This is a genomic window from Chryseobacterium sp. JUb7 (assembly GCF_024806495.1).
Taxonomy (GTDB): Bacteria; Bacteroidota; Bacteroidia; order Flavobacteriales; family Weeksellaceae; genus Chryseobacterium.
Genome location: NZ_JANUFF010000005.1, coordinates 260,384 through 284,471 on the forward strand (window position 1 = coordinate 260,384; position 24,088 = coordinate 284,471).

The 24,088-nt window shown below is 35.2% G+C and carries 20 protein-coding genes and 3 tRNA genes; 13 read left to right on the plus strand and 10 right to left on the minus strand.

What is annotated here, in order from left to right; translation table 11 throughout:
- The first annotated feature begins 49 nt into the window (after positions 1-49).
- Together rmuC and M2373_RS12025 are read left to right on the plus strand one after the other, a co-directional pair.
- On the plus strand, positions 50-1,558 hold the full coding sequence (gene rmuC / locus M2373_RS12020) for a DNA recombination protein RmuC (protein WP_409013201.1): 1,509 nt from the start codon (positions 50-52) through the stop codon (positions 1,556-1,558).
- Positions 1,559-1,646: 88 nt separating this feature from the next.
- Positions 1,647-2,414, plus strand: coding sequence for an RNA methyltransferase (locus M2373_RS12025; protein WP_259110963.1), 768 nt, complete (start codon positions 1,647-1,649; stop codon positions 2,412-2,414).
- A gap of 129 nt (positions 2,415-2,543) precedes the next feature.
- Here the strand turns inward: M2373_RS12025 and M2373_RS12030 are convergent, their stop codons facing one another.
- On the minus strand, positions 2,544-2,885 hold the full coding sequence (locus M2373_RS12030) for a hypothetical protein (protein ID WP_259110965.1): 342 nt from the start codon (positions 2,883-2,885) through the stop codon (positions 2,544-2,546).
- A gap of 182 nt (positions 2,886-3,067) precedes the next feature.
- On the opposite strand from M2373_RS12030, the gene M2373_RS12035 reads away from it, so the two are divergent.
- On the plus strand, positions 3,068-4,246 hold the full coding sequence (locus M2373_RS12035; RefSeq protein ID WP_259110968.1) for a hypothetical protein: 1,179 nt from the start codon (positions 3,068-3,070) through the stop codon (positions 4,244-4,246).
- Positions 4,230-4,817, plus strand: a complete 588-nt coding sequence (locus M2373_RS12040) for a hypothetical protein (RefSeq protein ID WP_259110970.1) — start codon at positions 4,230-4,232, stop codon at positions 4,815-4,817. The genes M2373_RS12035 and M2373_RS12040 overlap by 17 nt, the downstream gene beginning before the upstream one ends.
- Here M2373_RS12040 and M2373_RS12045 read toward each other — a convergent pair.
- A complete protein-coding gene (locus M2373_RS12045; protein ID WP_259110971.1) occupies positions 4,766-5,341 on the minus strand; it encodes a 5-formyltetrahydrofolate cyclo-ligase in 576 nt (191 codons plus the stop codon). The genes M2373_RS12040 and M2373_RS12045 overlap by 52 nt on opposite strands.
- Before the next feature lie 4 nt (positions 5,342-5,345).
- A complete protein-coding gene (locus M2373_RS12050; RefSeq protein ID WP_259110973.1) occupies positions 5,346-6,728 on the minus strand; it encodes a rhodanese-related sulfurtransferase in 1,383 nt (460 codons plus the stop codon).
- 373 nt (positions 6,729-7,101) lie between these two features.
- Between M2373_RS12050 and M2373_RS12055 the strand changes: the two genes are divergently transcribed.
- Complete coding sequence (locus M2373_RS12055) at positions 7,102-8,640, plus strand: trypsin-like peptidase domain-containing protein (RefSeq protein WP_259110976.1); 1,539 nt, start codon at positions 7,102-7,104, stop codon at positions 8,638-8,640.
- A 64-nt stretch (positions 8,641-8,704) separates the two neighbouring features.
- Here the strand turns inward: M2373_RS12055 and M2373_RS12060 are convergent, their stop codons facing one another.
- The 3 genes from M2373_RS12060 to M2373_RS12070 form a co-directional block, all read right to left on the minus strand.
- Positions 8,705-9,160 (minus strand): hypothetical protein, encoded by a 456-nt coding sequence (locus tag M2373_RS12060; protein WP_259110978.1) that lies wholly within the window; start codon positions 9,158-9,160, stop codon positions 8,705-8,707.
- Positions 9,160-9,540, minus strand: a complete 381-nt coding sequence (locus M2373_RS12065) for a RidA family protein (protein WP_045491236.1) — start codon at positions 9,538-9,540, stop codon at positions 9,160-9,162. Before M2373_RS12065 ends, M2373_RS12060 begins: the two co-directional genes overlap by 1 nt.
- 144 nt (positions 9,541-9,684) lie before the next feature.
- Positions 9,685-12,273 carry a putative LPS assembly protein LptD gene (locus tag M2373_RS12070; protein ID WP_259110982.1) on the minus strand — a complete coding sequence of 863 codons (2,589 nt, stop codon included), beginning with the start codon at positions 12,271-12,273 and terminating at the stop codon, positions 9,685-9,687.
- 64 nt (positions 12,274-12,337) lie between these two features.
- Here M2373_RS12070 and M2373_RS12075 point away from each other — a divergent pair, with 64 nt between their 5' ends.
- The 8 genes from M2373_RS12075 to M2373_RS12110 all read left to right on the plus strand — a co-directional run bounded on the left by M2373_RS12075 (position 12,338) and on the right by M2373_RS12110 (position 17,215).
- Positions 12,338-13,624: an N-acetylmuramoyl-L-alanine amidase gene (locus M2373_RS12075; protein ID WP_259110985.1), complete on the plus strand. Its 1,287-nt coding sequence runs from the start codon at positions 12,338-12,340 to the stop codon at positions 13,622-13,624.
- 58 nt (positions 13,625-13,682) lie between these two features.
- Positions 13,683-13,757: transfer RNA gene (locus M2373_RS12080), tRNA-Glu, on the plus strand.
- Positions 13,758-14,294: 537 nt separating this feature from the next.
- The gene (locus M2373_RS12085) at positions 14,295-14,615 is read left to right on the plus strand and encodes a hypothetical protein (RefSeq protein ID WP_259110987.1); all 321 of its coding nucleotides are present in this window, start codon (positions 14,295-14,297) and stop codon (positions 14,613-14,615) included.
- Positions 14,616-14,682: 67 nt separating this feature from the next.
- Complete coding sequence (gene rpsT / locus M2373_RS12090) at positions 14,683-14,937, plus strand: 30S ribosomal protein S20 (RefSeq protein ID WP_259110989.1); 255 nt, start codon at positions 14,683-14,685, stop codon at positions 14,935-14,937.
- Between the two features lie 11 nt (positions 14,938-14,948).
- Positions 14,949-15,020, plus strand: a tRNA-Glu gene (locus M2373_RS12095).
- Positions 15,021-15,116: 96 nt separating this feature from the next.
- Positions 15,117-15,188: transfer RNA gene (locus tag M2373_RS12100), tRNA-Glu, on the plus strand.
- 110 nt (positions 15,189-15,298) lie between these two features.
- The gene (locus tag M2373_RS12105) at positions 15,299-15,955 is read left to right on the plus strand and encodes a FadR/GntR family transcriptional regulator (protein WP_259110991.1); all 657 of its coding nucleotides are present in this window, start codon (positions 15,299-15,301) and stop codon (positions 15,953-15,955) included.
- Positions 15,956-16,009: 54 nt separating this feature from the next.
- Complete coding sequence (locus tag M2373_RS12110; protein WP_259110994.1) at positions 16,010-17,215, plus strand: MFS transporter; 1,206 nt, start codon at positions 16,010-16,012, stop codon at positions 17,213-17,215.
- A 159-nt stretch (positions 17,216-17,374) separates the two neighbouring features.
- Here the strand turns inward: M2373_RS12110 and M2373_RS12115 are convergent, their stop codons facing one another.
- From M2373_RS12115 to M2373_RS12130, 4 genes are read right to left on the minus strand one after another with little or no spacing between them, the layout of a single operon-like run.
- The gene (locus M2373_RS12115; protein WP_259110997.1) at positions 17,375-19,645 is read right to left on the minus strand and encodes a DUF5074 domain-containing protein; all 2,271 of its coding nucleotides are present in this window, start codon (positions 19,643-19,645) and stop codon (positions 17,375-17,377) included.
- A gap of 36 nt (positions 19,646-19,681) precedes the next feature.
- The gene (locus M2373_RS12120) at positions 19,682-20,881 is read right to left on the minus strand and encodes a cell surface protein (protein WP_259110999.1); all 1,200 of its coding nucleotides are present in this window, start codon (positions 20,879-20,881) and stop codon (positions 19,682-19,684) included.
- A 14-nt stretch (positions 20,882-20,895) separates the two neighbouring features.
- Entirely contained in the window at positions 20,896-22,032 is a 1,137-nt protein-coding gene (locus M2373_RS12125; protein ID WP_259111001.1) for a YncE family protein, read from the minus strand.
- Entirely contained in the window at positions 22,029-24,047 is a 2,019-nt protein-coding gene (locus tag M2373_RS12130) for a TonB-dependent siderophore receptor (protein WP_259111003.1), read from the minus strand. The genes M2373_RS12125 and M2373_RS12130 overlap by 4 nt, the downstream gene beginning before the upstream one ends.
- Positions 24,048-24,088: the final 41 nt, after the last annotated feature.

A 24,088-nucleotide genomic window follows, 5' to 3' on the forward strand; every position in this document is an offset into this window, starting at 1 on the left:
TACGGTTTCCCATAAAAGGAATCCACTTCCCTTTTTGTAATTTTGAAAAATGGAGATGACATATTTAATTATCGGATTTATTACAGGAGGAATTCTTGGAGCGGTTATTCTATATTTTGCATTGAAATCATCAACGGTTTCAAGAAGCTCTTATGATGAATTGAATAATTTACACATTAAAAACAACTCTGATTTACAAAATTCAAATATCAAAATTCAGGAGCTTAATCAGAATATTAATAAAGAAAAAGAATTCAACATTCAACAAACTGATTTGTTAAATGATTTAAAGAATGAATTTGCAAAAATATCAGCAGAATATTCTTCTTTAAATTCTCAATTTTTAGAACAAAAACAAATTAATTCAAGACAAACCTCTCAGATTGAAAATCTTTTAACAGAGAAACAAAATATCTTCGCAAAGAATTCTGAGCTTTCTGCGATTAATGAAAGTTTACAGAAATCTTTAGAAACTCAGAAAGAAGAAATTACGAAAATTCAGGATGAATCTAAACTTCAATTCGAAAATCTGGCGAATAAAATTTTAGAAGAAAAAACGGAAAAATTTACTACTTTAAATCAAAATAACTTAAAAACAATCCTTGAACCTTTTCAGGAAAGAATCACAGAATTGAAAAATCGCGTGAATGAAGCCTACGAAAAGGAAAATAAAGAGCGCTTTTCACTCGCCGAAAAAGTAAAAGAACTGGCCGAACTCAATCAGCAGATTTCTGAAGATGCTAAAAAATTAACAAGAGCATTAAAAGGAGAAAGTAAAACCCAGGGAAACTGGGGTGAAATGATCCTCGAAAGCATTTTGGAGAAATCCGGACTGGCAAAAGGCAGAGAATATTTTCTTGAACATGAACTCCGTGACGAAGATAATAAAGCTCTATTCTCAGAATTTTCAGGAAAAAAAATGCGTCCCGATGCCGTTATAAAATATCCGGACGAAAGAAATGTCATTATAGACTCTAAAGTCTCTTTAACCGCTTTTACAGAATTGGTGGATGAAACAGATCAGGATGTTTATTTAATGAAGCTTAACCAACATTTGTCTTCTATAAAAAACCATATTACGCAATTAAGCCAAAAAGCTTATGACGACTATGGTAAATCTTTGGATTTCGTCATGATGTTTATCCCCAGTGAACCTGCTTATATCGCCGCAATGCAGGCCGACCAAAACCTATGGAACTATGCTTATGAGCGACGCATCTTGCTGTTAAATCCAAGTAACCTCATTACTTCTTTAAAACTGATTGCCGACCTGTGGAAACGAGAACATCAGAATAGAAACTCGATGGAGATTGCAGAAAAAGGAGCTAGGTTATACGACAAATTTGTGGGATTTGTAGAAAATTTAGAAAAAATTGGAAAAAACCTAGATCAAGCAAAAAACGTATACAATGACGCATATGGACAACTATATACAGGAAGAGACAACATAATTAAACAAGCTCAAAAAATGAAAGAATTAGGTATTAAAAACAAAAAAGACCTTCCACAAAGTCTGATTGATAATTCTCAGATTTCACCAGATCTTTCCAATGAATAAGCTATTATAAAAAATCAAAAGATGCAGTTTCAAAATGATGCTGCATCTTTTTTATATATTAAAGTTGAATTTTCCATAATTTTGCAGCATGTTAATAGAAAGTTTTCAGAACGATAAAATAAAAAATATCACGAAACTCCTTACCGATAATCGATTTAGAAAAAAATCCGGAGTTTTTGTTGTGGAGGGTCAACAGGAAAACGAAAGAGCCCAAACTTATCATTTCGAGCCCATAGAATTTTATATTTGTGAAAATATATTTAAAGGAGAACTTCCTAAGCTCAAAGTACATTACGTAAGCGATAAAGTATATGAAAAAATAGCTTACCGCGGAACTTCTGAAGGCATCATCGGAGTATACAAAACAAAAGAAACTGATCTTGATGCTTTTAAACCTAAGGAAAATTCTACAGTAATTATTGTTGAGGGGGTTGAAAAACCTGGAAATTTGGGGGCTATTCTTAGAAGCTGTGAAGCTTTTGGAATTGATGCTCTTATTGTCTCTGATGGAAAAACAGATTTCTACAACCCGAATGTTATCCGCTCAAGTGTTGGCTGCTTATTTGGAATGGAGGTTTTTCAGGCAGAAAATGATCAAACTTTAGATTTTTTACAGAAAAACAATTTCAATATCTACACAACGATTATGGATGAGACTTCAGCAGATCTCTACAAAAGAGATTTCACACAAAGATCTGCCGTCTTATTTGGAACTGAGCACTCCGGTTTAAGTAACTTTTGGATAGGAAAAGGCAAAAACACACTTATTCCAATGTCAGGAAGCATTGATTCTCTTAATTTAAGCAATGCCGTTGCTATCACCTGTTATGAAGCCCTAAAACAGAAAAAGGGATAATTTTGATTGATGATTCTTGATTAATAGTTGTTGGATACAATTATTACTAATTATTCATGAAATATAAGACATAAAAAAACCGTCTCACTGGGTGAAACGGTTCTTTTATTTTTAAAGCGTAAGCTAAAATTATTTCTTAGCAGCTTCTTTAGTTGCGTCTTTAGCAGCATCAGCAGCTCCTTTAGCAGCATCAGCAGCACCTTTAGCAGCGTCAGCAGCACCAGCAGCAGCTCCTTTAGCAGCATCAGCACCAGCAGCAGTTGTAGCAGCAGCAGCATCTTTAGTAGCACCTACAGCAGTAGTAGCAGCAGAATCAACAACTTTAGCAGCAGAATCAACTACAGTAGAAGCTGAATCAGTTGTAGCAGCAGCAGCTGAATCAACACCACCTTCAGTAGTAGTAGTTTCTCCTTTTTTACAAGCAACTAGAGAGATTGCAGCGATAGCAGCTACGAATAATGACTTTTTCATAATAAATTAAATTTAATTTTGTTAATATTGTTTTATAAAATTTTCTTCTGTTCTGTTATTTGAACAAGACAAAGGTAGAGCAGATAGAAAATTTGTTTTGGAAAAATAATTGTAATACCTTTGTAAAATAGTTTTACAAATAAACAATACTGAAAATCAATAATTTAATTATATTTTAAAAATTGACAGATTTAGATCTATTACATTTTGAGCAGCTAAAAAAGGATGTCCAGGCTCAATATTTAGAAGAATATACCCCTTCCCATGATGATATTTCAAAATGGAAGGGTATAGATATCATATACTTTCAGGAAGATCTTCGTAAAAAAGCTAAAGGAAACATTAGTGAAAAATCATTTTATACCTACTTTAAGAATTCACCTGTAACCAAATTACCAAGAATTGACATGCTCAATTTATTGAGTATTTATGCGGGATACGATTCATGGTATGAATTTAAAAAACAACATCTTTTTGCAGGAGAACTTTTACAGGACGATGAAAATCTGAGTACAGAAGATCTCCAGGAATTGGAAAAAACGGTTTCAAACTCTCCTGAGCTTCCAAAAACTGAAAATCCTACCCCAATAGAAGACTTAAGCACTCAGGAAAGTGCTAATTTACAAAAATCGACAACTGAAAATCAAACAATTAACCAAAAACAAGAAGTTGCTCAAAATTCAGAAACAGAAATTTTAAAGCCAAAGAAAAATTTCTTCAAAAAGAATGCCTGGGCAATTATTACTTCGGTTTTAATTATAACAACCGGCCTTTTAGGATTTAAAGATGAAATTTTCTCTCAAACGTATAAATATTGTTTCAGAGATGCTGACAGAGGAACAACTGTTATCAACACATTAGAAATCCAGGTGATTAAAGAAAATGAATCTCCCATAACCTATCGGGTGAAACCTGGAGAATGTTTTTATTACTCAACGAAAGATAAAGTCCTCAAAATGAAAATCCGTGCTCCTTTTTATGAGTACTTGGAAGTAAACAGAAGCCTAGAAAATGCGCCGGATGAAGAAATAATAGAATTAAAGCCGGATGATTATAAAATGGCTGTTAATTATTTCTCCGTAAAAGATGTTAAGGGCGGAAATCCTGAGGAACAAATTGCACTAATTAAGCAAAAAAGAAAACAGCTTGAAAATTTAATCAGTAATGATGCTACTATTTATCAGGTATATGACAATGCAACCTTTGGGATAGAGACTTTAGACAAACAAAAATATATCACTTTAGTAACAACCCCTACTACCTCTCTGAAAAATCTCAGCGTGATAGAAATGAAAAAAGATAAAGGAAAAATAGTATCCATTAAATTTAAAATTGCTAGTAACGATGAAAAGAATAAATAATTTTTTAATTTTTACCCTATTGATGCTGGCTTTTGTTGCCTGCAACAACAAAAAAACTGAACCTAGTGATCTTGACAAATTAAGAAACAGCAACAACACCAACAAAACATATCCTGCAGTACAAATGGACAGCGCGCAGGTTATTAATTTTATCACCAAACAAAAAGTACAGGAACTTCTGGATTTATCGACACTCTATTTGTCGGGAAACAGGAATACTGAGATTGATACCGTTATCTATTCTCAAATGAAAGGATACTTCCATAAGCCTGACAGCCTGACATTTAAGAGATTATTTAAGGAAATGGATAGCATGAAAGTAAAAACGGCCAAAGTGAACAGCCTTGAGGTATACAAGGACGTTTATCAACAGGACACTTTAGACTTCGCAAAATTCAGTGTAGAATATTTTGACAATAAAAATAAATCTTTAGGCATCTTCGAGAAAAATGCACAATATATTTTAGTATCGGCGCCGATAAAGTTTAAAAAGGAATTTAAATTTTATTTCCTTGATTTTTATTCCAAGCCATTAAAAAAAGACAGTACACGATTAGGAGTCAACAAATAGTCTAAAGGAATGTCATTTTCCCAGACATCATCGATATTTTCATCGGGGTTAAAATAATTAACTCCGATTTTTTTTGAATTTTCAGAAACACTTTCAAAGAAACCATCATAAAATCCCTTCCCATAGCCTACTCTATTTCCTTTGGGATCACAATAAAGCAAGGGAGTGATCACATAATCAAAATCAAGAACTTCAGAATCCTCATTAGAAACAGGTTCAGAAATCCCCCATTGGCTTGTTTCAAATTCTGTAATCTTAGAAATTTCCACAGAAATTAACTGAGTATCTATAATTTTAGGCACAAAAACACGAATATTCCTACTTAAGAAATAATCAATAAATATTTTTGTATCAATCTCTTTAAACTTTTCAATCGGAATAAAAATATGTACTTTCTGTCCGGGGATTGGTTTAAAATAATCAACAAAATTTTTAAAAACATTTTCAGATAACAAGAAAGCCTCATCAGTTGACAAGGCTTTTCGTTTTTGCATATATTTTTTTCTAAGCTCAGCTTTCAGCATACTATTATGCGTTTTCCGAAGGTTGTATTATTTTGTACAGCTTATCCGACAAACGAACTCTGAATGGAAGCTCAAAAGTGATCTGATCTCCAACTTTCGCTGTTTCACAAGGCCCCCCATTAGCATGAATCTGAGTAATTGTAACTTCCTGCTCACCTGTTGTAGGACCTGAAATTAACACTTTATCTCCAATTGAAAGCTCTTTATTTTCAATTAAAAACTGTGCAATTTTCGATTTTGAATAATAATGCTCTGCCTTTCCGATCAAAGTCTTTTTAACTTTTATTTTCTGACGAATATCTTTTGTTTCCGGTTTTACTATTGCTTTTGCTAAAGGCTGAGTTGATAAATCCCCTGAATTTTTAAATTTCAAAGCATCAGATTTACCTTTTCTGAAAACCTTATTTCCAACCTGCAATCCTTTTCTTAATGCAACCTGCTCTTCCCAAGGAAGATGTATCGTTTCAAGACATTCTGTAGAACAGGTATTTTCCATTGTTGCTTTACACTCATCACATTGAATAAACAATAGATGACAGGCATCATTTGCACAATTTGTATGATTATCGCAGGGTTTTCCGCACTGGTGACACTGTGAAATAATATCATCTGTAATTCTCTCTCCTAAACGGTGGTCGAATACGAAATTTTTTCCGATAAATTTACTTTCAATATTTTCTTCTTTAATCTGACGGGTATATTCAATAATTCCGCCTTCCAGCTGGAAGACATTTTTGAACCCCTGATGTTTGAAGTAAGCACTCGCCTTTTCACAACGAATCCCACCTGTACAATACATCAAAAGATTTTTATCTTCTTTAAAATCCTGTAACTGTTCGTTGATGATCGGCAAACTTTCTCTGAAATTTTCAACATCAGGAGTAATCGCACCTTCAAAATGACCGACTTCACTTTCGTAATGATTTCTAAAATCCACTACAATCGTATTCGGATCGTCAAGCATATTATTGAATTCCTGAGCTTTAAGGTGGATTCCTTTATTTGTAACATCAAAAGTTTCGTCGTTCAGACCGTCAGCAACAATTTTATGCCTTACTTTTATCGTTAATTTCAAAAAAGAGTGATTGTCCTGCTCAACTGCTACATTTAATCGGATTCCCTGCATAAAGTCGTAAACTTCCAGCGTATCGCGAAATGCTTCAAAATTGTCCGCGGGTACACTCATCTGAGCATTAATTCCTTCATGAGCAACATAGATACGTCCCAATGCATCAAGAGCATTCCAGGCTATAAATAAATCGTCGCGAAATTTTTTGGGATCTTCAATTTTGGCATACGCATAGAAAGACAATGTAAGGCGTTCCTTACCGGCTTCATCAATAAGTTGAGCTCTTTCTTCTGCGCTTAAGGTGTTATACAGTTGCATGCTATAAACGTTTTAAGTGAGAAAAATATTTTTGCAAAGATAATAATTTTCCAATTAACCCTAAAGAATAACCTTATGACATAAATTTTTGACTAATATTTTACTATTGCATACTTTTTGTCAGTTAAAAATTATAATTTAACTTAACAGTTCATCCAGTATCTTACAAATTGTCATATAGCTTTTAATAATTTTTTAAGTTTAGTTAATTGATATTTTAACAATTATGACAAAATACATGATTTATCGCTATGCCTGTTAAATTTTAGTTAAAATTGAAACATTGCATACTAAGTGCATACCTATTTAGCATTAAATTTGTTTACAGTAAAACGAAAATTAAAACATAATAAATAACAAAGAAAGATATACAATGAAGAGTACTTTAAAAAAACTATTACCATTTGCAGTAGTAGGCGTTATGTCAGGAGCTACTACCGTTGGAGCATTACAATATTTCGATCATACCTCCAATAACGGAGACCAGTCTTATTTTACAAAATCATCCAATGTTTCTTTTGCAGGAATGAATTCTGCAGCAGTGGGAGATGATTTCGTAAAAGCAGCGAAAACAACAGTTCCGGCTGTAGTAACAATTAAGAACTATCAAAACAGAGCTTCAAGCGGCGGCAGAGCTTCTGAGCAGGATTTATTTGATTTCTTTTTCGGAGATCCTTTTGGGGGTGGCGGAAGAAATCAGCAAAGACCCAAACAACAGCAGGCACCGGACAATATGCCTTCTGGTATGGGATCGGGAGTAATCATCTCTCCGGATGGTTATATCATCTCAAACAACCACGTGGTAGCCGGAGCCAGTAAGCTGGAAGTTGTATTAAGCAATAAAAAATCTTATATCGCAACATTGGTGGGAACTGACCCGAATACGGATATTTCATTATTAAAGATTGAAGAAAAAGGTCTTCCTTATTTAAATTTTGCCAATTCAGACAATATTGAAGTAGGACAATGGGCATTGGCAGTAGGAAACCCGCTTGGATTAAACTCCACTGTAACAGCAGGTATTATTTCTGCTAAAGGAAGAGGAATCGGAATCTTGGGTGCACAGGGAAAAGCTGCGAACCCAATTGAAAGTTTTATTCAGACGGATGCCGCTATTAACCCTGGAAACTCGGGAGGTGCACTTGTCAATACCAATGGAGATCTTATCGGTATCAATTCTGCGATTCAATCGACTACGGGATATTATCAGGGGTACGGATTTGCCGTTCCTGCTAACCTGGCCAGAAAAATTGTAGAAGACATCAAGAAATTCGGTATTGTACAGAGAGGGTTCTTAGGGGTAACATCTGTTGACCTTTCTGATGATCAGCAAATAGCCGCTTATAACAAACAGTTTAAAACTAATATTAAATCCGGTTCAGGAGTTTATATTACAGGATTCGGAGACAGCAGTGGTGCTCAGGATGCAGGCTTAAGCAAGGGAGATATTATCACTAAAATTGACGCTACTCCTGTAACAGATTTTGCAGATTTATCGATCGCAATCGGAAGCAAACGTCCGGGAGATAAGGTTGCAGTGACTTACCTGAGAAATGGTAAAGAAAACACAACTACAGTTACTTTAAAAGACCAGAAAGGAGGAACCTCTACAAGAACGAAAGCAGATCTTAGTGTAGGTGAAAAAATTGGTGCAGATTTTGAACCGTTAAGTGACAGATTTAAAACAGATTATGGCTTGAATAGTGGTGTCGTTGCTAAAAATGTTTCTGAAGGCAGCGAAATGGCTAAAATAGGAGTTGTAGATAACTATATCGTCATTGAAATCAACGGTAAGCCAGTGAATTCGCAAAAAGATGTGGAAAAGATACTGGATAAATATTCAGGAAACGTACAGGTAAAATTCGTAGATGAATATGGAAGAATCTACACTAAAGGATTTAAAATGCCTTAATCATTAAAACTAAACATTTCTTCATATCAACAAAAAACGCTGCAAAGATTTTGCAGCGTTTTTTTTATTTAGATTGATTCATTTTATCCGTGATATTTTTCTTCTTTTTCCGTTCATAAATAATCTCTACAATCTTACCTCCGATCCATGAAAAAGGAAAGAAAGTCAGGAAAATAGAAATCTTATAAAATGTAGGATGATAAGGAAAAATAATAACATCCAGCATTGCTATAAAAAGCATAATAAAGCCAATAAGGATCGCATAAGCAACTTTAGCATACTTTACAATAATTGCTGTTGCCACTCCTCCAATTGTAGTTCCTAATCCGGAAATAAACAACAGGAATCCAAAGAAAGCTCCATTATCCTTCATGCTGAAAAGGAATCTTTGCCAATGCTCAAAGGGAGCAAAAGCTTCGAAAGTAACCCATTGCGGAAACACTCTTATACCAAGAGTAATAATAAGCCCTGCAATAGCGAGCCCTACAATAACCGCAATTGTATTTCTTAGAAAATTCATTAATCCTGGTGTGCGATCATAGAAATTTCGATGTCAACATTTTTAGGCAGGCAAGAAACCTGTACCGTTTCACGAGCGGGATAGCTTTCAGCATCAAGATAAGATGCATAAATATCATTCATTACCGCAAAATCATCCATACTTTTAAGAAAGATCGTAGCTTTTACAACATTTTTAAAAGTCATTCCTGCTTCAGTAAGAATCGCCTCAAGATTTTTCATTACCTGATGGGTTTCCTTTTCAATTCCTTCTACCAATTTACCAGTTGCAGGATCTACAGGGATCTGACCAGAGATGTACAATACACCGTTTGCCATGTTTGCTTGAGAATAAGGTCCGATTGCTGCAGGAGCATTCACTGTGTTGATTATTTGTTTCATATGTGGATATTTATTTTTCTATAAGATCATATGTAATCACCAGATGCTGTATTTTATGATCATAAAAATTCATTACCAGTGATTTCATTAGAATTTATTTTGGGTGCAAATATAAAATTTATATTGTCAAATTTCAATTCAATGTTAGAAAGGTGCGTTTGGTTGTGTAAAACTTCTGTCTTTATACTTCAGCGCATCACTTAAGATATTGGCTTTGATACCGATAAAGAAATCATAGACTTTATACTGCCCGAAAGGAACCCAGTTGAAATTGATGGTAAAACTTCGCTGATCTCTTGAAAAACCAATTCTTGTATACGCCAATTCTTTAGTCACCATATCATAATGGGTACTCCCGTTGATATTCCAGTAAGGAGTAAGCTTAAGACTTCCGTCTAATCCTACTGACGCCAGTCTTGTCGGAGTTCTGGATGCTGTACTCTTTGTATAAGCATAGTTGGCATTGATATTTAATGTCCATGCCTGATCAAAGTGAGCATAATTATCAGCATCAAAATAATAATTTTCATTTCTGATTTCCCCTTTGGTATCATACTTTTTAGCATAGTCTTCTTTTTTACCGAAAATCTCACTGCTTAAAGGATAAGACATCTGTACATTGAACCCCTGGACACTGAAACTTCCGAAATCCTCTGTTCTGATTCCCGTATCCTGTCCCGGAATATAAATGATTTTATAAGGATCCAAAGACAAACTTGTATTGACACTTAATTTATTATTAAAGAATGACGACTGTCCGTTGATCGTAATAATAGACCAAGGGTGATCTTTTGCAGCAAAATTATAGTTTCCTGAAAGATTCAGTGATTCGAAGATCTTTACTTTTTTCACCCCCGTAGAATCACTTTTAGACTTTACTTTCATTTCAATATTGTTTCCAACATTAAAATTTAAAGCTCCTACCATTCCACTTGTAGGAGTTCCTACAATACCACCGTCAAATATTGAATAAGGCGTTAAAGCTCCGTTGGCATCATAATAGTTTTTATAATATCCAAATCCGGAACCTCCAAAATCAGGTGAATAGGTAAATCCGATACTCGGAGTCATCATATGTCTGATCGCTTCAACCGCCGAACCTTTTTTAAACTTCATCATTCCATAAAGTGTTGTCTGAAGACTTGCTGTTGTTGAAAAATAAGAATATCCGGTAATGCCTTTCTCTGTTTCATTAACCACGACATTTTTTACCGGGTCGTAAAATTTTCTTAGGGTTTTTGTAGTCAGAGCATTATCGATGTTAGCTCCCAAACTGAATGTAAAATACTTTGCTACCGTAGTATTGGTTCCTAAAGCAATATTATTTTTAAGTCCAGTCTGTAATTTGTCCCACATTTCTTTTTTGAAAAGCTCACCTTCTTCTGTCTGTACATAGTTGGTTATATTAATACCTGTGTTTACCGTAATATTTTCCAGTAACCCTGATCTAACTCCTGTTTTAGATTTGAATAAATAAAACTGGTTAATCGCCACGTTCATTTGAGGCAAACGAAGATCAGAATTTCCTGTCGCAAAGTTTTGAGAATAAGAAGCAGTTCCTGTAATTGTCATTGGCAGTTTCAGGAATCTTTTTGTAACGGTAACCGTTGAATTTTGTTGTGTATTCAATACATTCTGATTCAGAATGTAATTATTATTCAGTGTATTATTATAGAACTTGGTACTTACAATATCTACAGATGCTGTGAAGTTAAGGAAAGGATTAGCTTTTGTATCCTGAGTATGTCTCCATGCAATTCTGTAGGTGCTGTTTCTGTTATAATCATCTAAACCTTTGATCCCACGAACCATCGTTCCGATATCTGCAGAAAAGTTCCCTGAATACCTGTATTTTTTAACATAATTCATCTCAGGTCTTAAGTTCCAGCTTCCTTTGGTATAAATATCGGCAAGAACCTTAAGGTCAAAATGCTCCCCAATCGGCTGATAATACCCTATCCCGTTTAAGAAGAATCCTACATCCTGTCTTTCTCCAAAACTTGGGATCAAAATACCGGCTGATCTTTTATCTGAGAAAGGTAAAATCGCAAACGGCATAATCAAAGGAGTCGGAACTCTTTCAATATACAGCTGGATAGGACCGGTAATGATCTGAGATTTATTTTTAGTTTTAATTAATTTAATATTTGAAGCCAGCATATGATAATCGGCTGCCGTATCTTTCTTCTTGATAAAATATTCATCCGTCGTGTAGAGCGCATTTCTCATCGCAAACACAGAATCATTGTATTTTTTTGTTTTCTGAGCCACAATAACCCCTTCACTTTCTTCCGTTCTGGCATTAAAAGCAATGGCCTGTCTTGTTTTGGTATTATACTGAAAATGGTCGGTTTCATATTTCTTCCCTGCCTGAGTGGTCACTACAGGTTCGATAGTCTTCCCTAAAGAATCCTGTTTTCCACGGGCGAACATCAGATTTTTTTGTTCATCAATGGAAATATAATCTGCATCAATCTGCATATCCTGGTACTTTACCTGAGCATTTTTGTTCAGATAAATCATTTTTTTCGGGAAATCTCTACGGATATTGTCCGCTTTTGTCTGAAGAATATCTTCTAACGGTTCCTTTTTTATTACAATGGTATCCTTTTTGGAAATAGTATCATTAACCGCATTTTTAGGCAATTTTTCAGGAGTTTTTTGTGCTAAAAAATTGTTAAAAATTAGGATAATTAAAATTTGTAATATATTTTTGAAGACGGTTTTGGCCAATTTTTTATTATATTTATTGTATACAATTAAGGCTCAAAATTAGTATAATTTTTAAAACTGTAAGATGCACAAACTAAATTTTAAAATAATTTTATCATTTCTCCTAATTGTCTCAAGTAATTTTATTTTTTCTCAAAAGAAATTTACACTGGTTTTAGACGCCGGACACGGGGGAAGTGATCATGGAGCTAACAGAAATTACTCTGACATCGGAAGAGTGGCAGAAAAGGATGTTACGCTTGCCATAACATTGAAAGTAGGAGCAATGCTCGAAAAAAATAAAGACTTTAAAGTCATTTATACCCGAAAAATTGACGAATATCCTTCGCTTTCTGACAGAACGAATCTTGCCAACAGAAGTAAAGCAGATCTTTTTGTATCTATTCACTGTAACTCGGCCGTGAGAAATACAGCCTACGGAACAGAAACTTATGTACAGGGACCTGATCAGAATGACACCAATCTTGAGGTGGCAAAAAGAGAAAACGACGTGATCTTTCTCGATGAAAAAGATAAACAGACGTTTGGTTCTTATGATGCCAGTTCTCCGGAATCTTTAATTGCGCTTAAGCTTCAGCAAAGCAAATATCTTGAGTCCAGTCTTCTTTTAGGAGGATTGGTAGAGGATAATTTTGTGAATAAAGATAAAAGATTCTCAAGAGGGGTATTTCAGAAAAACCTACACGTTCTTCGTATGAATGCGATGCCATCGGTATTGATCGAGACCGGATTTATCAACCATCCGGAAGAAAGTCACTATCTGGCATCTGATAAAGGTCAGACAGAAATTGCAGAAAGTATCTATAATGCCATTATTGATTACAAAAAAGCAATCGACAGAAAGTCTGGAGGTCCTGTAGTTACCAAAAAACCTGAACCGGATAAATTAGCAGAAATTGCTCTTAAAAATGATTTCAGAATTTTATTATTAAGTTCTCCAACAAAATATAACGAAGGCGACCCTTCCTTGAAAGGACTAAACTATATTCTTCCTATTAAAGAAAACGGGCAGTATAAATACTATTACGGAGTTACCAATCTGGCTTCAGTGAGAGATATCAATATTAAAACAGCTAAAGACGCAGGGTTTAGAAATGCTTACGCCGTAGGCTTTATGCCAAATCAGAAATTAAGTGCCGGATACTATACTATTGAGCTGTATGTGGGCGATAAACTTAATGGAAATTCTTTCATCATGCAGACCCTAAAAGATGTTGAGAGAAACAAAGAAAGCGGAGTATTCTATTATACCTATGGAAAATTTTACACTTTAGAGGAGGCTGTAAAAGCTCAAAAAGACATTGAATCTAAAGGAATTAAGAATACTATCATTCAAAAAGTATATAAGTAATAAAAAAAAATATTTTGAAGTTAAAAAGTTAATCATTACTTTTGCAACCTCAAAATTTGGCCTATTCGTCTAGTGGTTAGGACTCAAGGTTTTCATCCTTGCAACAGGAGTTCGATTCTCCTATAGGCTACCAAAAATTGTATAAAAGCTCCTTTTTCAAGGAGCTTTTTATTTTTAACATAAGCTTAGCTTTACTTTATCATTATCTGCAGTTCAGATTGATGAACTTAAATCAAAACCTTCCCTCTTATACAAATAGAAAATACTCATTCCCTTTTATTCCTTACTACTTATAGAATTTTAGGCAACTGGAAATCTCAGTTAAAAAAAACATCTTTGGGCATTTAAGTTTCTTGCTTATAAATTATAAAAATATCTGCAAAAAAGTCTGTAAAAATCTCAATTCAATCCTGATACTAGACATCCATTTAAAAAACGCCATATTCAGGAGCTTTTCAATTTTTATTTTTTTATGCTAAAAAATTTATCTTCAAGTTTTATCTTTAATTTTTCAGAAAAAATAATTATATTGTATCTCAGTTATTTAAAAACAATTATCTGGAAAATTACATTTAAGATTTTGTTGGTTAGAAAAAATTATTAACTTTGCAGCCGCTTAGAAGGAAATGAATTTATACAATTCATCTCGTGATAAGCAAAAATTCATATCATGCCGGATTTAAAAATACAAGAAGCTAAATTGCTTTTTAAGAAAATCCACTCTAACCCAAAAAGTTACGATTTAAAAATCAATGAAGATGGGATATCAGGCAGAGATGATAAAATAAGTTTCAGACTTTACAGGACGGGAGAAAGGGTAGCTTTTGAAGTATCGATTGACGAACTCACCTTCACCAATACCACTGGGGAATGGAACAACGCGATGATAATGTTGGAAAACACTATCAAAAAAATAGAAAGAGAAGACGAAAATTTAAAAATAGAACAGGCGATAGATAAACTAAGAAAATACCTATCTGAAGAAAATTAAAAAATCTTAAAAAAAGATTTGGTAGTTAAAAAAATAGTTTATACTTTTGCACTCACATTTGAACGATATGGCAAATCATAAATCAGCACTAAAAAGAATCAGACAGAACGAAGTTAGAAGAGTTCGTAACAGATACTATCACAAGACTGCAAGAACAGCTTTGAAAGTATTAAGAAATGAAGAAAACAAAGCTGCAGCTGCTGAGCAGTTGCCAAAGGTTATCTCTTTGTTGGATAAATTAGCTAAGAAAAACATTATCCACAAAAACAAAGCGGCTAACTTAAAAAGCAAATTAACTAAGCACGTTAACAAACTAGCTTAATAAGTATAGTTGGCCCGTTCGTCTATCGGTTAGGACCTCAGATTTTCATTCTGGTAAGAGGGGTTCGATTCCCCTACGGGCTACAAAACTTAATCACTACTAACCGAGTGTTTAAGGTAAGAGTTGATACTTATAAAAACAAAATACTAACCCTGTAATTTATTTACAGTTTGGTAGATGGCCCGTTCGTCTATCGGTTAGGACCTCAGATTTTCATTCTGGTAAGAGGGGTTCGATTCCCCTACGGGCTACAAAGAGACTTTAAAATTAAAGTCTCTTTTTTTTGTTTATTATTTTTATGAATTAACGCGGAAAATGTTATACCTTTGCAATTCATCAGATGATATGATGTTTAATTAAAATGCAGATTCAAAGAAGAACATTAGCACAGGAAGTAGCAGAGAGATTAACTGAGGGTATATTCAATGACGAATTCGCTGTAGGCACAAAACTACCTATCGAACCCGAATTGATGCAGATGTATGGTGTCGGTCGCTCAAGCATCCGTGAAGCTATAAAAATTTTATCAATTAAAGGAATACTAAATGTTCAGCAGGGTGTAGGGACTTTTGTCGTTTCAAAAAATGCCCAGGAATCTTTAGAATCTCAGATGGATAAGGCGCAAATTGAAGATGTATTTGAAGTGAGATCACTTTTAGATGCAAAAATTGCCGCCAAAGCAGCTATTTACCGTACCGAAGAAGATCTAATAAATATAAAAATGCATTTAGATCTCAGGAATAAACTAGCTGAGGAAGATAAAGCTACAGAATGCTATGAAGCTGATATAAATTTTCATGTGGCTATTGCCGAAGCCTGTGGTAATACTCTTTTAAAAGAAATCTTTATCATTGCCAGCCAACACATTCTCAGATCTTTTGTAAGCAGTCATAACAACAATACAGAGCCTTTTAAAATCTCTCAAAAAATACATACTGAACTCTATCAGTCAATAGCAGATAAAAATTCAGAAAAAGCTGAATTTATAGCACAACAGATTGTTGATAGAGTATATTAAGATAAAAATTTAATCAAATTCATCAGATGACATGATGAATTAAAACATTATTCTATGGAAAATACAGAGGTAAAAGCAATTGATACCACAAAAATTGTTTATCCTATTTTATTTATGATCAGTTTTTCACATTTTCTGAATGATCTGATCCAATCTACTATTCCTTCTTTGTATCCTATCCTGAAAGGTGAATTCAGTTTATCGTTTGCTCAGATTGGAATTATCACACTGGTATTTCAGCTTACCGCATCTATCTTACAGCCTTTTGTTGGTATTTATACCGATAAAAAGCCAAACCCGCGATCTTTAGCCATAGGAATGGCTTTATCAATGGCCGGTTTACTCCTTCTGGCAGCAGCCCATCAGTATTATGTAATACTTGTAGCAGTAGGATTAATAGGAATGGGATCTTCAGTTTTTCATCCCGAAGCTTCAAGAGTAGCACAAATGGCTTCCGGAGGTCAGAAAGGACTGGCACAATCTATTTTTCAGGTTGGAGGAAATTCCGGAAGTGCAATAGGTCCTTTATTGGTCGCCCTCATCGTTCTTCCATTGGGACAGGGATATGTAGGGTTATTTGCGATTGCCGCTTTTATCGGGATTATTGTTTTATGGAGAATTGGCAACTGGTATGCTGAAAGATTATCCATCAAAAAAACAGCAAAGCATAAAGATCTGATAGTAAACATTCAATTGTCGCGAAAAAAAGTTTTATTTTCCATCACGATTTTGTTGGCCCTTGTGTTTTCAAAATACATCTATCTGGCATCTATGACGAATTATTTTACGTTTTTCCTTATTGACAAATTTCATGTTTCTGTACAGGATTCTCAGTTATATTTATTCATGTTTCTTGCTGCAGTAGCTGCAGGAACAATCCTGGGAGGAAAGCTGGGTGATAAATACGGAAGAAAAAAAATAATCTGGATTTCCATTTTGGGAGCCGCACCGTTCACCCTTTGCCTTCCCTATCTCTCATTGGTATGGACGATTGTATTTGCTGTAATTATAGGCTTAATCATCGCGTCCGCATTTTCTGCCATCCTGGTATATGCAACAGATCTTATGCCTGATAAAATAGGTTTGGTAGCCGGATTATTCTTCGGTTTTATGTTTGGAATGGGAGGAATCGGTTCAGCCGTTTTAGGAGCCGTAGCTGATGATACCAGTATTGAATATGTCTTTAAAATCTGTGCATTTTTGCCGTTAATGGGTATTATTACGGCTTTACTTCCCAATATTAAAGGAAATAAGAAATAATGATTCCGGAAGAAACTCAGAGGTTTATATTAAGTTAAAATATCCCCTACTTCATGTAGAATACCGGACATTCGCTTTTAGTTTAAATATAAAAAACCCTTTACTTTTTACGGTAAAGGGTTTCGATTTAATATCTAATTATTAAGGAATGAGTTTCAATTAATTTTTGATTAATTTCTGCTGATACACAGCCTTATCAGTAGTAGCTCGTAAGATATACATTCCTTTTGGAAGTGCACTTACATTAATTTGTCCATTATTATACTGAACGTTGATTAATTTCCCTGAAACGTCGTATAGAGACACATTTCCTACTTTTTCCTGAGTTTTAATATATAAAATATCTGTAACCGGATTAGGATAAATACTGAATTCCAACTTCTTAACCTCAGCAGTTGCCAACACAGAAGCAGTAGCATTAACAATAAGAGTTTTCTCCACCACTTTTCCGTTTGAGTTAAAACTAACTACAATATTGGAAGTCCCGTTTGCCATAGGAGTCAGCACCAATTCTTCGTTAGCATTAATGGATGCAGTAACTACAGCAGGATTAGAATTAGACTTTACGGATTTAAGAATCGCGGCAGATAAATTATCTGCATCTGAAACAATCGTTTTAAGGTCAATTGATGTTGCACTACCCACGTTCACCTGAGAAGGGAAAGTATTACTTACCACAGGTGCACTGTTGTCAGGGAATACCGCCAGTGCAGGGAACCAGTAATAGTCATTCAATATTTTAGTATTCGTCAGAACACCCACATTATTAAAAGTATGGATCCAGTTTTTCTGGTAATGAGCTCCGTATCCGCTTTCTGTTGTATTTAAAATTAATTCGTCGGTAGATGGATTTACTCTTAATCCTGCTCCATAAGGAATCTGTTTGTACGTTCCTGTTTGCCCTGGAATAGCAGCAAAACTTTCGTTAAAAGTCTTAGTTGTCACATCAAATTTTACAATCTGTGTTCCTGAAGAAAAACTGTTGATAGAATTGATCCAGTATAAAGCATTCTGCTGGCTGCTGGCTGTTAAGCTTCCGGCGTTCCATGCTCCCCATGAACCCAAATATTTTGTGGTCGGGATTGCATATTCTGTTTTTGCAAAAGTCGTTGGATTAATATTCACAATTTTCTGATCCTGAATAGCCCAAATGCTTCCGTCTTTAGCCTGAACAATTGAATGAAAAGCTCCCGCAATTGTAGTCACAACAGTATCTGTACCCGGATCTATTACCAAGATTCCGGCCGTTTGTTTTACTGCAAAAACATATTGTTGGGTACGGATCATATTTCCGATCTGTCCGGCATACTGACTACCACCACCAGTTGTAGGGATTAAGTTTCCAACCTGTAAATTATCAATATCAAAAATATAAACCCCGTTAGAAGCTCCGATATATCCTTTGTGTTCATTCACTCCTACGAAAGATCTACCGTCTCCACCTCCTATATTATTGAATCCTGCAATCTTCTGCATGGTTTGTGCATTTGCGATAACCAGTCTTCCACCAGGAGTATACTGCGTATCTCCTCCATCAGCAGCCTGCTTTGAGATAAAATAAAACTTATCTCCGTAAATCGTTCCGTACTGAGTCGTAGCTCCAAAAGCCTGATTATTGTTGGCATTGCTGTACACTCTGTAATTTACATTTCCATTACTATCAATGAAGTTTACAGATCCGTTGGTATGTCCGAACCATTCTTCATTCACCATAAAATAGCCATTGGTAAAATTCGTTGATGTAACATAAGGTGAAACTGCCGTCATCGTTGAAGAAATAGGGAAATCTGTGAAACCTGCATTAAAGTTCCAAACATCCCAAGATCCGTTTTCCAAAGCACGGGTAGACGCTCCCACTCCTGAATATCCAAAATCCGGGTCTGTAGGATCTTTTACCCAGTAAGACCAGTATCCATTGGTTGTCCATCCCGACTGCCAGTGATCATTTGTATCCGCAGCTGTGTAGGCATCAAAGTCATAAGCTGTTGTATTGACAATTCCATCAACAGGATAATAAGGATAGGTAACATTACCACTTTTATAAAGCGCATTTGTATTTGCTCCGTTTAGATCAAAACCAAGCCCTCCGATTGCCGTTCCGAACTGTGTTCCCTGATACAGCAAAGAGAAAAATCTATGATCTGCTTTTGCAATAGCTTTTAACATATCTTCACCCGTTGCCGTACCATTCCATCTGAATCCCCACACTAGAGCATCCGGATTTTTGCTGTCATTCCACTGAACGACAAAAGCAGCCTCATTCGTTCCTGTACCCACCCAATACTGGATATCGGAGAAATTAATTGTTGTTGCATTCTTATTGGCAGAATTCAGCTGAATATCATTTCGGGGCACGCCCTGTACTTTTATCTGAGCATTCGCAAAAAATGCAAACAGAAAAAAAGTCATTAAAAGATAAAACTTTTTCATTTTTTATTGATTTTAAAAATATTGTCTTGTTAAATTTTAATTAAGATGTAAATCATATGCTCCGGCTACTTCGGTAGAAACTTCACCCAGCCATCCTGCTTCCTGATTAGTTCCTGTATATACTTTTACAAAATCAATTCCCGGAAGCTTTACATATTTTCCGTTTTTATCGACAGCCCAGGAGATGTCAATATTGGATGCTTCATCATTATTCGGTGCATTATCAGCATACCCGAAATCATAAGACTTCCCTACCCAATAAGATCCCGTTCCGCTCTGATCATAAAAATTGTTCTGAAGTTTTGTTCCGGAAAAACTGTACGAGTTATCTGAAAGCCACAAAGGATAATAGCTTTGCACATGGAAGGTGTTTTTTGTTTTAAATCCTATATTCCCTAAATTATCCTCCCATTTGATATACTCAGTATCCGTCTGCCAAAACTCATTTCCCGGAACGGGAATCTTGTTTTCATTGGGTTTGAAGTATGTGATGCTATAGTTTTTTACTGTTGTATTTTTAAAATATTCACTTCCTGCGATTTCGTACCATTCGTCTTCATCGGGCTTCCCGTTTTTATTTCTATCGTATGCCACCATGATAATTCCAGGCTCGCAAGATCCCGAGCGAGGTTGGCTGGCATCATTTCCCCAAAAGGCATTTCCGAGAATTTTAAAATCTTTACCATTCATATCCGGTATCGTATGGTCGAAACCAAACGTTACATAGCCGCCATACCCTCCAAGCGTGATCATTGTAGAATTTCCACCGACTAAAGATGCTTTAGCTTTCTGAAGCATATCATTGAATGTATTTCCTGCGATATATTCTGGAATTTCATTGATAAACTGCCCTACTGCCGGACGATAATCGAAAACATCAGAAATATATTTACTGTAATTTCCGGCTTCGTGGTTTACAATTATTTTTGAATTGTATGTTTTTACACTTCCGCTGCTTTCTATCTTTAATGTTAAAGGATAGGTTTTCACAACAGGACTGATAAAATCCAGTTCAGAATTTTGAGAAATAATAGAATCATTAATGCTCCAGGTAAAAGTTCCTCCAACTTTTGGGTTGATATTCAGAACTTTGAAACGGTCAATAGTATAAGATTCTTCCAAGCCCGTAAAGTTTGAATTATCTTCATCTTCTCTGTCGCTTTTACATCCGATAACTGTAAGTACAGTAAGGGAGAAAAAAGCAGTTCTTAATAATTTAAAAGTATTTCTTTCCATTTTTCAAATTCAGTTTATTTATACAAAAAAGTGAAATGGGCAGGGATATTTCCGCCTTCAGTTTTCCATTTAAAGTGTCCGTTTTTATTAAAACAATACACAAAACCCGTGGATACATAATTTCGGGCATCAGTAATATAGATGTCTTCAGAGATTGGGTTCACAGCAATTCCGTAAGGAGTTTTTATAGCATCCACATATTCCTGATCAATAATTTTATTGGAAATTATTTCCTCAGTTTTCACATCAATGATCCCAAAAGATTTTTTGTAGGTATGGGTATTATAATTAAATTCATTCCCGTAATAATAGAGTTTGTCATTCACGATCGTCATTTCGCTTACCGAAACATGGAAGTCTTTTTTAACGGTTCCTGTTGCCGCATCTATTAAGAATAAACTGGAAGGAACTGTATAATAATCTCCTCTTGAGGTTACATACAGATCTCCGTAATTATCTTTTTTGAGCCGGTGAAGATTTATAGCAACATCTATTTTTTTTGTTTCCTTAAAAGTGGTAAGGTCAACCACAGAAACGGTCCGGTCATAATTCGGGAATTTATAACCTCCGGAATTGGCCACAAAAAGTTGATTTCCCACAATCTGTATTTCTTCAGGCTGATACCCGACGACCACTTCTCTTTGAACAGTCAACGAAGCAGTATCAATTTCTACCACTTTTCCAAGCGGCGCATTAGGATCTAAAGAAACCGGACCTGCATAACTTGAAGCATAAGCCTTACCGTCTTTGAAAGTCATGTACCTGCAGTTTTCCACGGTAATGCTTTTAATTCTTTTAGCCGTTTTAGCATCCATCACTTCAATTTTGTTGGATACATTAATGACGGCATACAGCTTATTTCCATAGATCTGAATATCATTTCCCACATCTCCCAGCTCCTTTACCACATTAGGATTAATGTCCGCATAAATATTCCGGTGATAAGTTCCTGTCGTATAATCAAAGAAATCCAAAGTACATTTATTACTTCCCATATTCCCTTCATTCAAAAGGTAAAATCCTTTGATAGCCGTATTTTCCGGTTGTGCTAGCCCCTCTTCAACTTCCGGGCGGACGATAATATCATCGGTACGGCAGGAAACCAAAAAAGTGAGTACAAAAACGAAAAAGCAGATATTTAATTTTTTCATAATGTAAAACTTACAATGAGTCTGAATGTTCTTCCCGGCATCGGATAATTCAGCACCACATCATAATATTGATTTAAAATATTGTTGACTTCAAAACTGGCTTTAAACTCATGTGAATGCCAGTTGAATTTTTTCTGAATTGATAAATCATGGGTATACCAAGGCTGAACATAATTATACTGAATATTATTCTGCTGTCCGTCGTAGCGCTCTCCTACATAGATAAAGCTGTAATTAAAACCCCAGTCTTTGTAGTCTGCCATCATTGAAAAACCTCCACTATACCAAGGGGCATAAGGAATCTGATCTCCGTAATAGGTTTCTGATTTGTCCGAATAATCCCTTGCTCTCTGATACGTAAAATTGATTAACGGTCTCAGTTTTACATTTCCGAGAACGACATCTGCCTGCAAATTAACATCCGTACCAATGATATCAACATCTCCGAGATTCACCATCATCCACCGGAACATACTTCCATTCGGGGCTGCTATGATTTTATCTTCCACTCTGTTGAAATAGCCGTCTACTTTAGCATAAATTCTCTGAAGAGCCGATTTCGAAAAAGTTTTCTGATACGTAAATCCCAAATTATATTGATTCGTAAATTCCGGCTGTAAAAATGTATTTCCGATATTTGTATAATACAGATCATTGAAAGTCGGCATCCTGAAAATTCTTTTATAGAAAGCTCTTAGTGTAAAATCTTTGGCTGCAAAAGGCTGATAGCTTACAAATAATGAGGGCGTCCACTCTGTCATATCCGGAGATTTTGCATTTTTCTCAACCTCCTCATGAATAAAAGTTCCCAGAACACTTCCTAAAAACTTGAATCTTTTCCACTGATAAGTTGTTGCAAAAGCCGTCCAGGTACTGTAACGCGTTGGAAACGAAAAATTAACCAAGTCTGCATCCAGATTATTATATTGAAAATCTACACTTGTACTTACATCCCAATTCGGAGTGATGGAATATAAGTTGGAGGAAGATACAAACAGTTCTCTTTGAATATACTGATTCTGAATTTTTATGGACGAGACTGTATCAATATAATGAGTATAATCGTAAGCAAACTTGGCTTTAAACTGAGTTTCTAATTTTGGAAATATTTTTTTCCTGAAATTCGCCTGTACAAAAAGGTTTTCGTCTGTCTGACGCTGCCCTCTTCCGTCAAAACGGGAATTTACAATCGCTGCAGGAATTCCACGGTCTGAAAAATAACCATATCCCCTGATGTTCCAGCTTCCGTTATTGACAATTCCATTCAGGCTTGTTTCAAATCTTTTGGATTTAATATCCGAATCGAATCTTTTGGCAATTGTATCATATGCCACTTCTCCATCAGGATATTTTTTCTTGTAACGAAATTTATATACGCCGTCACTTTGCATAAACTCTGAACTGAAACTTGCCGAAATTTTATCGGAAATCTTCTGCTCCAAACGAAAAGAAGGATCAAATAAATCGATCGAACTGTTTTTTAATCTTACAACAAGATTGGTTTTTCTGTTTCCTTTAAAGCTTGGAGATTTTGGCTGCAAATAGATAGAACCTGAAGATCCAAAATCCTTTGCAGGTTGAAAAATTTCACTTTTTTGTCCATTGTAAAGAGAAATCTCCTCAATATCATCCAAAGAATATCTCCCCAGATCCACGACTCCATTCTGAGCATTTCCAATCTGAATTCCGTCATAAAAAACACCGACATGCTGACTTCCCATACTCCGGATATCAATGGTTTTTAACCCTCCGACACCTCCGTAATCTTTAATCTGAACCCCGGAAAAATACCTCAGCGCATCAGCCACATTCTGACTATTGAGCCTTTCCAGCTCTGCACCCGATAAAACCTGGGCCGGAAGAATTTCTTTTATATTTTTCTTCCTGATATTAACAGAAACAATGGACTGTTCTACCGTATCTTTTTTAGTCTGTGAAAATATAAGAGTAGCCGTTAACACAAAAACTGCGAAAACAACCTTCTGAAGTTGAGATGTAAAAAATGTTGTCACCATTAGCTCATTTAGAATAATGATGACGCTAATGGATATAAGAA

Bases quoted from the DNA above. Each gene is read 5' to 3' on its own strand.
- rpsT (WP_259110989.1), top strand. From the start codon at position 14,683: ATGGCAAATCATAAATCAGCACTAAAAAGAATCAGACAGAACGAAGTT.
- M2373_RS12040 (WP_259110970.1), top strand. From the start codon at position 4,230: ATGAAAAGAATAAATAATTTTTTAATTTTTACCCTATTGATGCTGGCT.
- M2373_RS12045 (WP_259110971.1), bottom strand. From the start codon at position 5,341: ATGCTGAAAGCTGAGCTTAGAAAAAAATATATGCAAAAACGAAAAGCC.
- M2373_RS12030 (WP_259110965.1), bottom strand. From the start codon at position 2,885: ATGAAAAAGTCATTATTCGTAGCTGCTATCGCTGCAATCTCTCTAGTT.
- M2373_RS12050 (WP_259110973.1), bottom strand. From the start codon at position 6,728: ATGCAACTGTATAACACCTTAAGCGCAGAAGAAAGAGCTCAACTTATT.
- rmuC (WP_409013201.1), top strand. From the start codon at position 50: ATGGAGATGACATATTTAATTATCGGATTTATTACAGGAGGAATTCTT.
- M2373_RS12025 (WP_259110963.1), top strand. From the start codon at position 1,647: ATGTTAATAGAAAGTTTTCAGAACGATAAAATAAAAAATATCACGAAA.
- M2373_RS12110 (WP_259110994.1), top strand. From the start codon at position 16,010: ATGGAAAATACAGAGGTAAAAGCAATTGATACCACAAAAATTGTTTAT.
- M2373_RS12115 (WP_259110997.1), bottom strand. From the start codon at position 19,645: ATGAAAAAGTTTTATCTTTTAATGACTTTTTTTCTGTTTGCATTTTTT.
- M2373_RS12085 (WP_259110987.1), top strand. From the start codon at position 14,295: ATGCCGGATTTAAAAATACAAGAAGCTAAATTGCTTTTTAAGAAAATC.
- M2373_RS12120 (WP_259110999.1), bottom strand. From the start codon at position 20,881: ATGGAAAGAAATACTTTTAAATTATTAAGAACTGCTTTTTTCTCCCTT.
- M2373_RS12105 (WP_259110991.1), top strand. From the start codon at position 15,299: ATGCAGATTCAAAGAAGAACATTAGCACAGGAAGTAGCAGAGAGATTA.
- M2373_RS12130 (WP_259111003.1), bottom strand. From the start codon at position 24,047: ATGGTGACAACATTTTTTACATCTCAACTTCAGAAGGTTGTTTTCGCA.
- M2373_RS12060 (WP_259110978.1), bottom strand. From the start codon at position 9,160: ATGAATTTTCTAAGAAATACAATTGCGGTTATTGTAGGGCTCGCTATT.
- M2373_RS12055 (WP_259110976.1), top strand. From the start codon at position 7,102: ATGAAGAGTACTTTAAAAAAACTATTACCATTTGCAGTAGTAGGCGTT.
- M2373_RS12075 (WP_259110985.1), top strand. From the start codon at position 12,338: ATGCACAAACTAAATTTTAAAATAATTTTATCATTTCTCCTAATTGTC.
- M2373_RS12065 (WP_045491236.1), bottom strand. From the start codon at position 9,540: ATGAAACAAATAATCAACACAGTGAATGCTCCTGCAGCAATCGGACCT.
- M2373_RS12125 (WP_259111001.1), bottom strand. From the start codon at position 22,032: ATGAAAAAATTAAATATCTGCTTTTTCGTTTTTGTACTCACTTTTTTG.